General features: G+C 72.6%; 16 protein-coding genes and 1 pseudogene. 2 read left to right on the top strand and 15 right to left on the bottom strand.

From position 1 onward, the window contains the following. Positions 1-4 precede the first annotated feature (4 nt). The 9 genes from H7A73_RS13340 to H7A73_RS13300 form a co-directional block, all read right to left on the bottom strand. Complete coding sequence (locus H7A73_RS13340) at positions 5-244, bottom strand: HGxxPAAW family protein (RefSeq protein ID WP_182066404.1); 240 nt, start codon at positions 242-244, stop codon at positions 5-7. Then, on the bottom strand, positions 241-939 hold the full coding sequence (locus tag H7A73_RS13335) for a Trp biosynthesis-associated membrane protein (protein ID WP_182066403.1): 699 nt from the start codon (positions 937-939) through the stop codon (positions 241-243). Before H7A73_RS13335 ends, H7A73_RS13340 begins: the two co-directional genes overlap by 4 nt. After that, positions 936-2,480, bottom strand: a complete 1,545-nt coding sequence (locus tag H7A73_RS13330) for an anthranilate synthase component I (RefSeq protein ID WP_182066402.1) — start codon at positions 2,478-2,480, stop codon at positions 936-938. Before H7A73_RS13330 ends, H7A73_RS13335 begins: the two co-directional genes overlap by 4 nt. Continuing rightward, entirely contained in the window at positions 2,477-2,875 is a 399-nt protein-coding gene (gene hisI, locus H7A73_RS13325) for a phosphoribosyl-AMP cyclohydrolase (protein ID WP_027465725.1), read from the bottom strand. The genes H7A73_RS13330 and hisI overlap by 4 nt, the downstream gene beginning before the upstream one ends. A 25-nt stretch (positions 2,876-2,900) precedes the next feature. Further along, on the bottom strand, positions 2,901-3,656 hold the full coding sequence (hisF, locus tag H7A73_RS13320; RefSeq protein ID WP_259362895.1) for an imidazole glycerol phosphate synthase subunit HisF: 756 nt from the start codon (positions 3,654-3,656) through the stop codon (positions 2,901-2,903). 11 nt (positions 3,657-3,667) lie between these two features. Next, positions 3,668-4,507, bottom strand: coding sequence for an ATP phosphoribosyltransferase (gene hisG, locus H7A73_RS13315; RefSeq protein ID WP_027465727.1), 840 nt, complete (start codon positions 4,505-4,507; stop codon positions 3,668-3,670). A gap of 46 nt (positions 4,508-4,553) precedes the next feature. Further along, the gene (locus H7A73_RS13310; RefSeq protein ID WP_027465728.1) at positions 4,554-4,817 is read right to left on the bottom strand and encodes a phosphoribosyl-ATP diphosphatase; all 264 of its coding nucleotides are present in this window, start codon (positions 4,815-4,817) and stop codon (positions 4,554-4,556) included. A 101-nt stretch (positions 4,818-4,918) separates the two neighbouring features. Further along, positions 4,919-5,578 carry a ribulose-phosphate 3-epimerase gene (gene rpe / locus H7A73_RS13305; protein ID WP_111029262.1) on the bottom strand — a complete coding sequence of 220 codons (660 nt, stop codon included), beginning with the start codon at positions 5,576-5,578 and terminating at the stop codon, positions 4,919-4,921. A 70-nt stretch (positions 5,579-5,648) separates the two neighbouring features. Then, a complete protein-coding gene (locus H7A73_RS13300) occupies positions 5,649-6,248 on the bottom strand; it encodes a TetR/AcrR family transcriptional regulator (RefSeq protein WP_182066400.1) in 600 nt (199 codons plus the stop codon). A 62-nt stretch (positions 6,249-6,310) separates the two neighbouring features. On the opposite strand from H7A73_RS13300, the gene H7A73_RS13295 reads away from it, so the two are divergent. Then, entirely contained in the window at positions 6,311-6,964 is a 654-nt protein-coding gene (locus H7A73_RS13295; protein ID WP_182066399.1) for an NAD(P)-dependent oxidoreductase, read from the top strand. Between the two features lie 41 nt (positions 6,965-7,005). On the opposite strand, the gene H7A73_RS13290 is transcribed toward H7A73_RS13295, so the two are convergent. Both H7A73_RS13290 and H7A73_RS13285 read right to left on the bottom strand, forming a co-directional pair. Continuing rightward, positions 7,006-8,574, bottom strand: coding sequence for an RsmB/NOP family class I SAM-dependent RNA methyltransferase (locus H7A73_RS13290; RefSeq protein WP_259362894.1), 1,569 nt, complete (start codon positions 8,572-8,574; stop codon positions 7,006-7,008). Next, positions 8,571-9,506: a methionyl-tRNA formyltransferase gene (locus H7A73_RS13285; RefSeq protein ID WP_182066398.1), complete on the bottom strand. Its 936-nt coding sequence runs from the start codon at positions 9,504-9,506 to the stop codon at positions 8,571-8,573. The genes H7A73_RS13290 and H7A73_RS13285 overlap by 4 nt, the downstream gene beginning before the upstream one ends. Before the next feature lie 134 nt (positions 9,507-9,640). Between H7A73_RS13285 and H7A73_RS13280 the strand changes: the two genes are divergently transcribed. After that, on the top strand, positions 9,641-10,096 hold the full coding sequence (locus H7A73_RS13280; RefSeq protein WP_027465734.1) for a DUF4383 domain-containing protein: 456 nt from the start codon (positions 9,641-9,643) through the stop codon (positions 10,094-10,096). 121 nt (positions 10,097-10,217) lie between these two features. On the opposite strand, the gene H7A73_RS13275 is transcribed toward H7A73_RS13280, so the two are convergent. The 4 genes and pseudogenes from H7A73_RS13275 to gmk all read right to left on the bottom strand — a co-directional run. Next, positions 10,218-12,200 (bottom strand): primosomal protein N', encoded by a 1,983-nt coding sequence (locus tag H7A73_RS13275; protein WP_182066397.1) that lies wholly within the window; start codon positions 12,198-12,200, stop codon positions 10,218-10,220. 8 nt (positions 12,201-12,208) lie between these two features. After that, positions 12,209-13,420 (bottom strand): methionine adenosyltransferase, encoded by a 1,212-nt coding sequence (gene metK / locus H7A73_RS13270; RefSeq protein WP_182066396.1) that lies wholly within the window; start codon positions 13,418-13,420, stop codon positions 12,209-12,211. 5 nt (positions 13,421-13,425) lie between these two features. After that, positions 13,426-13,689: a DNA-directed RNA polymerase subunit omega gene (gene rpoZ / locus H7A73_RS13265; RefSeq protein ID WP_017887186.1), complete on the bottom strand. Its 264-nt coding sequence runs from the start codon at positions 13,687-13,689 to the stop codon at positions 13,426-13,428. Positions 13,690-13,716: 27 nt separating this feature from the next. Then, positions 13,717-14,307, bottom strand: a pseudogene (gmk, locus tag H7A73_RS13260) (guanylate kinase); the annotation flags it as partial. Between the last annotated feature and the right edge of the window lie 65 nt (positions 14,308-14,372).

Here is a 14,372-nt window from a genome sequence, read left to right as displayed (position 1 = left end):
GCCCCTACTCGCCGTGGTGCTTGGGGACGAACTTCGGACCGTCGACGCCGTAGCCGGCCTTCTTCATCACGCCACCGACGACGAGGCCGATGAGGACGACGCCAGCGGAGGCCCAGACGCCCCACGGCTGGTCGAACCAGAAGAACAGCGTGCCTGCCGCGAATCCGATCAGCATGATCACGACGGCGGTCCAGGCGGCCGGCGAGTGGCCTTCGCCGAGTTCTGCGGGCTCAGTGTTGCTCACGGTGCTCCTCGTTCTGCTCCGGCGTCGTCGGTCGAGCGACGCCCTGTCGATCCTACCGCGTCGTCACTCGGCGCCCCCGCGCCCGCGCCGTCGGCGGTGGTCGGGTCCACGCCCGCGCTCAGGTCGTCCCAGTCGACGACCGCGTCGCGCTGGACAGGTGCTGCTGCGCGTGCCGCCGCGGCGGCTCCGGCGGTCGCGGCACCGTACTTCCGGCTCGGGCCGGGCCAGGCGCGCTGGACCACGATGACGACCACGCCGAGCAGCACGGCGAGCACGCCGCCCGCGATCCCGACGGCGGGCCACGGGCTCACGGAGACGCTCGACACGACGCCGCGGACGGCGCCGAGGTCGCTGACCCCGGCGACCTCGCCGACGGCCCCGCGTGCAGCGGCGATCGGGTCACGGAGTGTGGTGATCCCACTGACGACCACGCCGAGGCCGAGCAGGATCTCGACGGCGGCGAGCACGATGCGCAGCACCCGTCCGGCGATGGTCATCGCCAGGAAGAGCGCGAGGCTCGCGATCGCCAGCGCGGTGTACTGCGGCACGACCGCAGCGCCGTCGGCCGAGACCGTCGAGGTGACGGCAGCGCCCGCGTGCAGGCGCACGGTGAACCAGGTCTGGGTCCAGGCGAGCATGACGACGCCAGCGACCAGGAGCCCGGCGACGACCACGATCGGACGCGAGCGCTTCACGAGCGGACCTCGCGCATCCGGTTGGCCGTGGCGACGGCACGCAACGGGGCGGCGGCCTTGTTGACCGCCTCGACGTGCTCGGTCTCCGGGTCGGAGTCCGCGACGAGTCCGGCACCGGCCTGCACGCGGGCGACGCCGTCCTTGATCAGGGCGGTACGGATCGCGATCGCCAGGTCGGCGTCACCGGCGAAGTCGAAGTACCCGACGACACCGGCGTACGCACCGCGCTTCGCCGGCTCGAGCTCGTCGATGATCTCGAGCGCACGCGGCTTCGGCGCGCCCGAGAGCGTGCCGGCCGGGAACGTCGCCCGGAACACGTCGATCGCCGAGGCGTCGGGACGCACCCGCCCCTCGACGCTCGACACCAGGTGCATGATGTGGCTGAACCGCTCGACGGTCATGAACTCGGTGACGCTGACGGTGCCCGGCTCGCACACCTTCTGCAGGTCGTTGCGGGCGAGGTCGACGAGCATCAGGTGCTCGGCGCGCTCCTTCGGGTCGCCGAGCAGGTCCTCGCCGAGGTGGACGTCCGCTTCGGGCGTCGCACCACGCGGGCGGGACCCCGCGATCGGGTGTGTGATGGCCCGGTCGCCCTGCACCTTCACCAGGGCCTCGGGCGAGGCGCCGACGATCCAGAACCGCTCGTCGGCGGTGTCCGCGAGGGCGAGGAAGTACATGTACGGGCTCGGGTTCAGCGTCCGGAGCACCCGGTAGACGTCGAGCGGGTCGGCCGTGACCTCGTGGTCGAACCGCTGCGAGACGACGACCTGGAACACGTCACCGTCGCGGATGAAGCCCTTCGAACGCTCGACGGCCGCCATGTAGTCGGCCGGGCTCGTGCGGTGCGTCGGGGTCGGCTCCGCGATCTCGAAGGCCTCGGCGACGGTCGCGACGCTCGGCTGGACCAGGTCGCCCTGCATGCGGTCGAGGCGCTGCTGCGCGTCCGCCCAGAGGGTGTCAGCGTCGTCGGTGCCGTCGTTCAGCACGCTCGCGACGAGCAGCACGAGACCGGTGCGGTGGTCGAGCGCGGCGAGTTCGGAGACGAACGACAACGCCTGGCCGGGCACGTCGAAGTCGGCCGGCGGCACGTTCGGCAGGTGCTCGAGCTGCCGCACGGCCTCCCAACCGATGAAGCCGACGGTGCCGCCGACGAGCGGCGGCGAGCCGGGCACGCGGGGCGTGGCCCAGCGCTCGTGCAGCCGCGCGAGGACTTCGAGCGGGGCACCGTCGAGCGACCCGACGGCGCGCTCGGCGTCGATGCCGGTGTCGATCCACGCCGCGCGGTCGCCGTCCTGCGTCAGGACGCCGAAACTCCGCACGCCGACGAACGACCAGCGGGACCACAGGCCGCCCTGACCGGCGGACTCGAGCAGGAAGGACCCGGGGCGGCCGTCGGCGAGCTTGCGGTAGACGCCGACCGGCGTCTCGCTGTCGCCGTACAGCGCGCGGACGACCGGCAGGACGCGGTGGTCGCCGAGCAGGCCGTCGAACTCGGGTCGGGAGGTCGTGTGCGGGGTCTCGGAGATCGTCGCGGTGGTCATCGGGTCGGCTCCACGGCCGTGTCCGCCGGGGCGGACATGGTCACGGGCGCGAGCGGGTCCACGTCGAAGCACCGGTGCGCACCGGTGTGGCACGCCGCCCCGACCTGCTGCACGGTGACGAGGAGCGTGTCGTCGTCGCAGTCCAGCGCAGCGCCCCGGACGTACTGGGCGTGGCCCGACGTGTCGCCCTTCCGCCAGTACTCGTTCCGCGACCGCGACCAGAAGGTCACACGGCCTTCGGTGAGGGTGCGGCGGAGGGCTTCCCGGTCCATGTAGCCGAGCATGAGGACGTCCTTCGACGATTCCTCCTGCACGATGGCGGGGAGCAGGCCGTCCGCACCGAAGCGTGCGCGGTCGAGGACCGCCTCGGTGTCGGTGCTGGTGCTGTCGGTCATGAGGCTCCTAGCCTACGGCGGCGGATCAGCGGACGGCGTGGCCGGTCGCGCGGAGCGCGGCCTTGACGTCCCCCACGGTCATCTCGCCACGGTGGAAGACGCTGGCGGCGAGGACTGCATCCGCACCCGCGTCGACGGCGGGGGCGAAGTGCTCGACACGACCCGCGCCTCCCGAGGCGATCACCGGGACGGACGAGACGGCGCGTACCGCGGCCACGAGTTCGAGGTCGAACCCGTTCTTCGTGCCGTCGGCGTCGATGGAGTTGACGAGCAGTTCCCCGGCGCCTCGCTCGACGGCCTCGCGTGCCCACGCGATGGCGTCGAGGTCGGACTCGGTCCGCCCGCCGTGGGTGGTGACCACGAAGCCCGACGGCATCCGGTCGGACCGCTTGACGTCGAGCGACAGCACGACGGCCTGGGCACCGAACCGGTCGGCGATCTCGCCGATGAGCTCGTGCCGGGCGATCGCTGCGCTGTTCACGCCGATCTTGTCGGCGCCGCACTGCTGCAGCCGCGAGACGTCGTCGACGCTGCGCACCCCGCCGCCGACGGTGAGCGGGATGAAGACCTGCTCGGCGGCCCGGGTCACGGTGTCGTACATCGTCGCCCGGTTCTCGACCGTGGCACCGACGTCGAGGAAGGTCAGCTCGTCAGCACCCTGCTCGTAGTACCGGGCCGCGAGCTCGACGGGGTCACCGGCGTCCTGGAGGTCCAGGAAGTTGACGCCCTTGACGACGCGGCCGCCCTTGACGTCGAGGCACGGGATGACCCGGACCGACACGCCCCCGGCGGTCACAGGCGTGCGGCGTGGATCGGGCTGACGAGGATCGCCCGGGCGCCGAGGTCGTAGAGCGCGTCCATGATGAGGTTCGCGTCGTCGCGCGGGATCATCACGCGGACCGCCGCCCAGTCGCGATCGTGCAGCGGTGAGACCGTGGGCGACTCGATGCCGGACGCCACCGCCGTCGCCTGCTCGAGCAGCGCCGTGGGGACGTCGTAGTCGAGCATCACGTAGCCACGGGCGACGAGCACGCCCTGCAGGCGTCGGCGGAGCACGTCGATACCGGGGATGGTCTCGTCGGTGCTGACGAGCACCGCGGTCGACTCGAGGATCACCGGGCCGAAGATCTCGAGGCCCGCCTGCCGGAGCGTGCTCCCCGTCGACACGACGTCGGCCACGGCGTCGGCGACCCCGAGCCGCACGGCGCTCTCGACCGCGCCGTCGAGCTTCACGAGCGTGGAGCTGACCCCGTGCTCGGCGAGGAACGCACCGACCAGGCCGGGGTAGCTCGTCGCGACCCGGACGCCGTCGAGGTCCTGCAGCGAAGCGAACCGACCGGGCGTGCCGGCGAACCGGAAGGTGGAGTCGGCGAAGCCGAGCGCGTCGACCTCGTGGGCCTCGGACCCGGAGTCGAGCAGCAGGTCACGGCCGGTGATGCCGACGTCGAGCGCGCCGGACCCCACGTACGTGGCGATGTCCCGGGGGCGGAGGAAGAAGAACTCGACGCCGTTGCGCTCGTCGAGCAGGTGCAGCGCCTTCGGATCGCGGCGGCCGGCGTACCCGGCCTCTCGCAGCATGTCGGACGCGGTCTCGGACAGGGAGCCCTTGTTGGGCACGGCGATGCGGAGCATCAGGGAGTCTGCTTTCTGGGAGGGGTGTCGGCGGCTGATCAGCGGATCAGAGATGTCGCCAGACGTCCGCCGGGGTGAGCCCCTTGGCGACCATGAGCACCTGGAGGTGGTAGATCAGCTGCGAGATCTCCTCCGAGGTGCGCTCGTCGCCCTCGTACTCGGCCGCCATCCAGACCTCGGCGGCTTCCTCCACGATCTTCTTGCCGATCTGGTGCACGCCGGCGTCCAGTTCGGCGACGGTGCCGGAGCCCTCGGGGCGCGTGCGCGCCTTCTCGGTGAGCTCCTGGAACAGGTCGTCGAACGTCTTCACGGGGTCCAGGCTACCGGTCTCCGCTGACGCTCCCGACGCACCGTCCGGACGGGAGGCGGTGGTCGCCTCGGTGGTGCCGGTGCCGTCCGGCGCTCCCCCGGTCACGAGCGTGCTCGAGCGGCGGCTTCGCGCAGGTCGGCGATGCGCGCGGCGGGCTCGCCGCCGTACACGGCGGAGCCCGCGACCAGCGTGTCGGCACCGCTCCGCACGGCTTCGGGCACGGTGTCGACCGCGATCCCGCCGTCCACCTCGAGCCAGACGTCGAGGCCCGAGGCGTCGACCGCGGCGCGGGCGTCGGCGAGCTTCGGCATCACGGACGGCATGAAGGACTGACCGCCGAACCCGGGCTCGACGGTCATCAGCAGGATCATGTCGTAGGCGTCGAGGTGGTGCAGCACCTGCGTGATCGGGGTACCGGGCTTCACGGCGACGGCGGCGCGGGCACCGTTCGACCGGATCGCGGCAGCGGTCGCCACCGGGTCGTCGGCTGCCTCGAAGTGGAACGTGACGCTCGAGGCACCGGTCTCGGCGTACTTCGGCGCGTTGCGGTCGGCGTCGGTGACCATCAGGTGCACGTCGAGCGGCACCGGCGACACCTGCTGCAGGCGCTGCACGATCGGCAGCCCGAGCGTCAGGTTCGGGACGAAGTGGTTGTCCATCACGTCGACGTGCACCAGGTCGGCGGTCTCGATGCGCTGGAGTTCGCGCTCGAGGTTCGCGAAGTCGGCGGACAGGATGCTCGGCGAGATGCGGATCGTCACCCCCCGAGCCTACCGGCGCATGCCTGCTCGGCCGCCCGCACCGGTGCGGGCCGCGCCGTTCCGGGCGGACTCAGCCGTCGCCGAGGGCGCGCGTGCCGAGGTCGGACCGGAGCATCGTCCCGAGTGCTGCTTCGACCAACTGCTCGCCCTGCTGGCGGTCGATCCGGCGCGCGACGACGAGGGCCGCGATCCCCTGCATGGTCGCGGCGAACAGGAGCTTGAAGGTGGTCCGCGGGTCCTCCCCAGGATCGACCGGTGCGGTGCCGAGCGCGCCGTCGAGCACGGCGAACAGCGACTCGGCGGCGGAGCGGACGGGTCCGGGGCGACCCCCCGTCGACGCCTGGAACATGAGGTCCATGAGCGCCGCGTCGTCGATGGCGAAGTCGACGTACGCCATGGCGACCCGGCGGAACCGGTCGTCGAGGTCGGCCGAGCCGGAGAGTGCCCGACGCACCGCGGCGGTCAGTCGCTCGAAACCGAGCACGGCGAGGGCGTCCACGAGCGCCTGGCGGTCGACGAAGTGGCTCCGCGGGGCGCCGTGGCTGACCCCCGCGCGGCGCGCCAGGTCTCGGAGGGACAACCCGTCGACGCCGTCCTCGCGCAGGACCGCGACGGCCTCGTCGAGCAACACGGCCCGCAGGTTCCCGTGGTGGAAGGGACGCTCCGCCATGGGGAGAGTCTACCGCGGTACTAGGCGTTGCCTATTTTCTAGACAGTGCCTAGATTGGGCGCATGACACTTCGAGAGCACCTGCTCGTCTTCGGCGCCACCGGCCAAACCGGCCAGCACTTCACCCGCTTCGCACTCGATGCCGGACACCGTGTCCGCGCCGTCGCGCGGACGCCGTCGAAGCTGGCGGTCCAGCACGACGACCTGCAGGTCGTGCAGGGCTCGGTCCCGGACGACCTCGACCTCGACGCGCTGCTCGACGGCGTGACGGGCGTCGTCGTGATGCTCGGGGACGTCGCCGCGCAACGCGAGCGACCCGTCAACACGCAGTTCGTCCGCACCCTCGTCCCCGCTATGCGCCGGAGCGGCACCCGGCGCCTGCTGTACCAGGCCGGCGGGCTGAGCGCCCCTCCCGGCAAGCGGCTCGCCCCCGTGCTCCGCGTCGTCCGGTCGACGCTCGCGCGGGACTACCGCGGCCAGCACGCGGACAACGAGTCGGTGATGCGCTACCTCGACGCCGAGGCGCAGGACATCGCCTGGACGGTCCACCGCGCCGGCATCGGCTCGGACGGCCCCGCGAAGGGCGAGCTCCGCCGTTCGGCGCGGTGGATCAGCATCGGCACCTTCCGGGACTGCGCCGCGTACAACCTGCGCACCCTGTTCGACGAGACGGCCGTGCACACGTGCGACGGCAGTGCCTACCGACGGTCACGCTGACCCGACGGTCGCGCTGAGCCTGATCCCGGTCGGCGGGCTGATCAGTCGACGCGGCGGAACAGCGCGATGAACATGGCGTCCGTCCCCACCCGGTGCGGCCAGAGCTGCACGGTGTCGCCGTCCGCCACCCGAGGGTCGCGAGCGGCGACGCCCCGGACGACCGACGCGGTGTCGAGCTGCTCGAGCAGGTCGCCGTGCCGCCGCATGAGCGCGTCGACCTGCCCCCGGGTCTCGGCCAGGTGCGGCGAGCAGGTCACGTACGCCAACGTCCCGCCCGGTGCGAGCACCCGGACGGCGGCGTCGAGCAGTTCGGTCTGCAGCCCGGCGAGCTCCTCGACGTCCTCGGGGAGCTTCCGCCAGCGTGCCTCCGGTCGGCGACGCAGCGCGCCGAGCCCGGTGCACGGTGCGTCGAGCAGGATGCGGTCGAAGGTCATCCCGGTGCCGTCGCGTCCGTACCGACGGGCGTCGCCCTCGACGACCCGCACGTGGTCGCCGAACACCTCGAGCGCGTTCCGCACGAGGCCGGCACGCGCCGGCACGAGTTCGTTGGCGACCAGGGTCGCCCCACCCTGCTGTGCCTCGGCGGCGAGGAGCGCCGCCTTCCCGCCTGGGCCGGCGCACATGTCGAGCCACCGCTCCCCCGCGCGCACGGCCGATGAGCGGCTCAGCGCCAGCGCCGCGAGCTGCGAGCCCTCGTCCTGGACGCGCAGGCGTCCCGCGGCGACGCCCGGCACGCGCGCCGGGTCGCCGCTGATGCCGCGGATGCCGACGGGCGACACCGGTGCGGCGTCCGCCTCCACGACGGGCTCGCCGGCCCGGACGGGAGGCACGGTCCCGGTTGCGCCGTCGGCCTCCGGTTCGTCGTCGGCGGGCACCAGGGCCGCGGGCACGTCGTCCGCACCGGTCGCGTCGGCGAACGCGGCGTCGGTGTCGTCGTCCGGGGCGGTGCGGGCGGTCGCGGTGGCGATGTCCTCGTCGGTGGCGAGTCCGGGAAGAGCGGCGAGCTGCACCCTGGGTGCGGCGTTGTCGGCAGCGAGCAGGGCGGCGAGCTCGTCGCGGGAGCGTTCCGCGGCCAGGGCGTCGCGGAGCGCCGAGACGACCCAGACCGGGTGCGACCAGCGGGTGGCGAGCAGGGCGTCCCCGGCGCGGCCCTCGGTGATCAGGGCGTCCCACTCTTGATCGGTGCGGGCGGCGATCTTGCGCATCACGGCGTTCACGAACCCGGTCGCGCGGCGGGCTCCGACCTCGCGGGCGAGCTCGACCGTGGCGTCGACGGCGGCGTGCGTCGGGGTCCGCATGGCCAGCAGCTGGTGGGCGCCGAGGCGCAGGACGTCGAGCACGTCGGCCTCGATGTTCTCCGCTCGACGGCCGGACGCGAGGGCGATGACGACGTCGTAGCGACCGAGCATCCGGATCGACCCGTAGGTGAGCTCGGTCGCGAACCCGGCGTCGCGGGCGGAGAGGCCGGCGCGGCGGATGCGCGTCGGCAGCAGCAGGTTCGCGTAGGCGTCGTCGACCTGCACGGCGCGGAGGACGTCGAAGGCGACGCGACGGGCGTTCGCCGGACGGGGGCCGCGGCGGGCTCCCTGGTGCTTCGTCGGCTGGCTCATGCGAGGACCTTCCCGTCCAGTGCACCGAGGCCACGGGCCCAGGCGGCGGCGTCCATCGCCTTCTTGCCCGCGGGCTGCACCTCGAGCAGCACCAGCGGGGTGTCGGCGGTCCCGACCAGCAGCCGACCGCCGTGGAGTGCGAGGGCGCCGGGCGCGAGCTGCGGGGCGGGGTCCCCCGTGCCTCCCGACAGGCGGGTGCTGCGGAGCAGCTTCACGCGGGTCTCGCCCAGGTGGGCGAACGCGCCGGGCTCGGGCGTCACCCCGCGCAGCCGCGCGTGCACGGCGGTGGCCGGCGCTGCGAAGTCGATGCGGCCGTCGTCGATCGTGAGCTTCGGGGCGACCGTTGGCTCGCCGGACTGCTCGGTCGCGACGGCGGTGCCGGCGGCGATGCCGTCGACGACGTCCGCCACCACGTCGGCGCCGACATCGGCCATCGCGCCGAGGACCTCGCCCGAGGTCGCCTCGGGGTCGATCTCGAAGGGCAGGGCTGCGTAGACCGGGCCGGCGTCGAGCGCCTCGACCAGCTGGAACACCGTCGCGGCGGTGCGGGTGTCACCCGCCATCACGGCGCGCTGCACCGGAGCGGCGCCGCGGTACGCCGGCAGGTCGGAGAAGTGCAGGTTGATCCACCCGTGCCGCGGGGCGTCGAGGGCCGGGCGGCGGAGCAGTGCGCCGTAGGCGACGATCACGCCGAGGTCGACGTCGAGGTCCGCGATCTGGGCGGTGACGGCGTCGTCGACCCGGCTCGCCTCGATCACCGGCAGCCCGAGCTCCTCGGCGACGACGGCCACCGGGGTGGGCGTCAGGACACGCTTCCGGCCCTGGGGCGTCGCCGGCCGCGTCAGGACCGCGGCGATCTCGTGGTCGGACGCCGCCAGACGGCGGAGGGTGGGAACGGCCGCAGCGGGGCTGCCGGCGACGACGAGACGCATGGGTTCGATCCTCCCACGGGCGAGCCGGTGCGCCTTGCCCGGTCGACACCGACCTGGTGCGCGTTCCGGCTCACCTTGGAGACAGCAGGGCAGCACCTGCGTACCGTCTCCATCACATCAGGAAAGGAACTCCCATGAGCGACGTCACCACCGCCACCAACCGCTACGCCGGTTCGTCCGTCCAGAAGGCCGCCCTCGTCGTCGGCATCGTGTTCCTGCTCGTCGGGATCGCCGGGTTCATCCCCGGCATCACGACCGGTGACCTGGCCGGGGCCGGACACGAGTCGATGGGCATGCTGCTCGGCATCTTCCAGGTGTCCGTGCTCCACAACATCGTGCACCTGCTGTTCGGCGTCGTCGGACTGCTCGCCGCCAACCGTGCCTCCGGCTCGCGGATGTACCTGGTGATCGGCGGGATCGTCTACTTCGTGCTGTGGATCTACGGCCTGTTCACCGCCGGCCACAGCTCGGGCGCGAACTTCGTGCCGCTGAACAACGCCGACAACTGGCTGCACCTGGTGCTCGCCATCGGCATGGTCGCCCTCGGCGTGGTGCTGCCGCGCGAGCGTCGCCGGCCCGCCAACGCCTGACCGGCCCACATCGGCCCGTCGCGGCAGCGCGGCGGACCCCGAACGACACCGCCGACGTCCGACGACGTCGGCGGTGTCGCGCTTCGTCGTGCAGCGATCGGGCCCGGGCAGGCCTGCCGGGTCAGACCTCGGAGAACGGCTCGGCGTCGTCCAACCGCACCCGCAGCGTCGGAGCCGCCCGTCGGCGGTTCCCGCCCTTGAGCACCCGCCGGGTCGACGAGCGCCGGATCACCTCGGCCTTGAGCGTCGCGGCGACCTCGGCCCCGTGCGCGTACGGGAACCGCACGATCGCCCGGACCGTACCGGGCAGGGCGTCGTCCTCGACCGGGACCGGGCCGAGCACCGGACCGACGACGGCGTCGCCGAGCGCTTCGACCGCCGCCGTGACGGCTTCGTCGGTGCCGGTCATCGTCGCCACCCGGACGGCCGGTGGGAAGTGGAGTTCGCGGCGGTCGGTCAGCTCGTCGTGCGCGGGTCCGTCGAGTCGCCAGAGGGCCATCGCCGACGCCAGCCGGCCGCCGATCCCGACCAGGTACACCTCGGCACCGGGGGCCGACTTCGCCGCCGCGTTCGTCCAGAAGCGCAGGACGTCCTCCTGCACGCGGAGCCCCTCGCGGGCGAGCATCTTCTCGCCGTCGAGCAGCAGCACGCAGGCGTAGCCGCCGGGCACCGACGGCTCGGCCCCGCGGGTGGCGACGACGACGGACGGGCGGGCGGGGACCTCGTCGAGCGGGCGTGAGCCGTCGGCGACGATGATCCGGGTACCGGGGAACGCCCGCCCGAGTTCCTCCGCGGTGCGCTGGGCCCCCTGGCCGACCGGCTTGACGGTGCCGTTGCCGCACGTCGGGCAGCGGAACCCGACGGCCAGTGCGCCGCAGAACCGGCACTGCGGCGTGGCGCCACGGTGCGGGCTCCCGAGCGGCCCACCGCAGACGCGGCAGTGCGCGCGTTCGCCGCACTCGGCGCAGACCAGCCCCGTGCCGAAGCCCGGGCTCGCGACCTGCACCAGGACGGCACCGTGCTGGCTCGCCTCGCGCGCGGCACGCCAGGCGGAACTCGGGATGCGAGCCTGTGCGGCGAACCCCTCGGCCCCGGTCTGCTGCACGGTGGGGATGACCTTCGGGGTCTTCACGCGGTAGGGCACGACGTCCTGCAGCCAGTGCAGCTCGACCAGGCGCTGCACGTCGGTGCTGCGCGCGTGCGAGACGAACAGCAGGGCGGCACCCGACTGGGCGGCCCGCACCAGGGCGACGTCGCGCGTGTGCACGTAGGGCGCCCGCTGCTCGATGAACGAGGCGTCGCCGTCGTCCCACATCGCGATCAGCCCGAGCTCGGACGCCGGCGCGTACATCGCTGTACGGTTGCCGATCGCGACCACCGGGTGCGTGCGGGCCTGCAGCAGTGCCTTCGCCCGCTGCCCGTTCGTCTGCTTGGCGTCGAACCGCACCACCCGCTCCGGTGGCAGCACGGCGAGCAGGGCACGCTCGAGGTCGACGACGTCGCGGAAGTCCGGCACGGCGATCACCGCGGACTGCTCGGCTGCCAGCGTGTGCGCGGCGGCCTGGGCGAGCGTGGCGGCCCACCCGGGAACCCAGACCGGCTCGTCCGCGTCACCCATCGCCACGGGCTGGGGCACGGCGGCGACCGCGGCGCGTCCGTGCTCCGTCACCACGGCCTCCAGGACGCCGTCGGCGTAGCCGCTGACGGGCGGGGCGGTCACCGGCGGGGGCGACCAGGTGGTGTCGCGGGCGAGCCAGGACTTCTCCGCCCGCACCTGCCGCGGCGGCACGGCGAGCCGCAGGACGTCGGAGGCGACGCCCGCGGCCCGGTCGGCGACGGCGCGCGCGAGGGTCCAGATCTCCGGCGCCAGGACGGGCACCGGGGACAGGACGGCTTCGACCTGGCTGAGCTCGCCCGGGTACTCACCCTCGCTGACGATCTCGACCACGTACCCGTCCGACATCCGGGCTCCGGTGCGCAGCGGCACCTTGACGCGGACCCCCGCGACGCAGTCGTCCTCGAGCTCGGCCGGCACCCGGTAGTCGAACAGACGGTCCAACTGCGGGAGCGGCGAGTCGAGGACGACGCGCGCGACGGTGGTCACGCGGTGCTTCAGACGGTCGCGGCGACGAGTCCTGCGGCGGCGCGGAGTTCCTCGACGCGGTCGAGCCGCTCCCACGTGAACCCGGGGAGCTCACGGCCGAAGTGGCCGTATGTCGCGGTCTGCGCGTAGATCGGTCGGAGCAGGTCGAGGTCGCGGATGATCGCGGCCGGACGCAGGTCGAACACCTGGCGGATGGCTGCTTCGATCGTGGCGTCGTCCACGTGTCCGGTGCCGAACGTCTCGACGTAGAGCCCGACGGGCTTCGCACGGCCGATCGCGTAGGCGACCTGCACCTCGAGCCGGTCGGCCAGCCCTGCGGCGACCGCGTTCTTGGCGACCCAGCGCAGCGCGTACGCCGCCGAACGGTCGACCTTCGACGGGTCCTTGCCGCTGAACGCACCCCCGCCGTGACGGGAGGCCCCGCCGTAGGTGTCGACGATGACCTTGCGGCCGGTGAGCCCGGCGTCGCCCTGGGGGCCACCGATCTCGAAGCGACCGGTCGGGTTCACGATGACGTCGACGTGCGACGAGTCGAGGTCGACCAGGTCGAGGACCGGACGGATCACGTGCTCGGTGATCGCAGCGGTGAGTTCGTCGAGCGTGACGCTCGGCGAGTGCTGCGTGGAGAGCACGACGGTCTCGACGGTCTTCGGCACGACGCCGTCGTACCCGATGGTGACCTGGGTCTTGCCGTCCGGACGCAGGAACGACAGCTCGCCCGACTTGCGGACCGCGGCGAGGCGCTCGGCCAGGCGGTGCGCCAGCCAGATCGCGACCGGCATGTACACGGGGGTCTCGTTCGTCGCGAAACCGAACATGATGCCCTGGTCGCCGGCACCCTGACGGTCCAGCGGGTCGACCGCACCGGTGCGGGAGTCGAGCGACTCGTCCACACCCTGCGCGATGTCGGGCGACTGGGCGCCGATCGAGACTTCGACACCACAGGTGGCGCCGTCGAACGAGACGTCCGACGAGTTGTAGCCGATGCCGGTGATGACGTCACGGACGAGCTTGGGGATCTCGACGTAGCCGGAGGTCGTGACCTCGCCGGCGACGTGCACGAGCCCGGTGGTCACCATCGTCTCGACGGCGACGCGCGCGTTCGGGTCGACCGTCAGCAGTGCGTCGAGGATGCTGTCCGAGATCTGGTCGCAGATCTTGTCGGGGTGCCCCTCGGTCACCGACTCGGACGTGAAGAGGCGGAGAGCAGCTGCAGTCACCGGGATCAGTCGGTGGGCTGCTGCTGCTTGGTGACGGTGAGCTTGTCCTCGTTGATCTCGTGGAGCGCGACGGACAGCGGCTTGTCGTCGATCGTCGAGTCGACCAGCGGTCCGACGTTGTCGAAGAGCGAGCCCTCGTGCAGGTCGGCGTAGTAGTCGTTGATCTGGCGGGCGCGCTTCGACGCGAAGATGACGAGCGCGTACTTCGACTCGACCTTGCTGAGCAGGTCGTCGATGGGCGGGTCGATGATGCCCTGGGGGTTGGCCATGGTGTCTCCTCGAAGTCAGTGCACCCGTCAGGGCGCAGAGAACAAGTCTACGACCTCACGTGCCGCGGTGCCGACATCGGAGTTCACGATCCGCACGTCGAACTCGTCCTGGGCGGCCAGCTCGACCTTCGCGGTCTCGAGGCGACGGGCCTGTTCCTCGGCGGATTCGGTCCCGCGGCCGATGAGCCGGCGCACCAGTTCCTCCCACGTCGGGGGCAACAGGAACACGAGCACCGCCTCGGGCATGGCGTCGCGGACCTGCCGGGCGCCCTGCAGGTCGATCTCGAGCATGACCTTCTCGCCCGCGTCGAGCGCACGGTCGATCGGCGGGCGCGGGGTGCCGTAGCGGTACGAGTTGTGGACGGTCGCCCACTCGAGCAGCTCGCGGTCGCGGATCATGCGGTCGAACTCGTCGTCGTCCACGAAGTAGTAGTGCACGCCGTCGACCTCGCCGGGGCGCGGCTTCCGGGTGGTGGCGGAGACGCTGAGGTTGACGTCCGGGTAGTGCTGTCGGATGTGCGCGCTGACCGTGCCCTTGCCGACCGCGGTGGGTCCGGCGAGCACGACGAGCTTCGAGGCACCACGCTTGCGACCGCGGGCGGCGAGCCAGTCGGCCAGGGCTGCGCGCTAGACCGGACGAGCGTCGTGTAGGGAAAGGGCGGCTGCGCCCGGGAGAGCCGGGG

This window comes from Curtobacterium sp. ME12, from assembly GCF_903970855.1.
GTDB classification, from domain to species: Bacteria; Actinomycetota; Actinomycetes; order Actinomycetales; family Microbacteriaceae; genus Curtobacterium; species Curtobacterium poinsettiae_A.
Note: the sequence above shows the minus strand (reverse complement) of the source record. Positions and strands in the feature narration are given on the sequence as shown.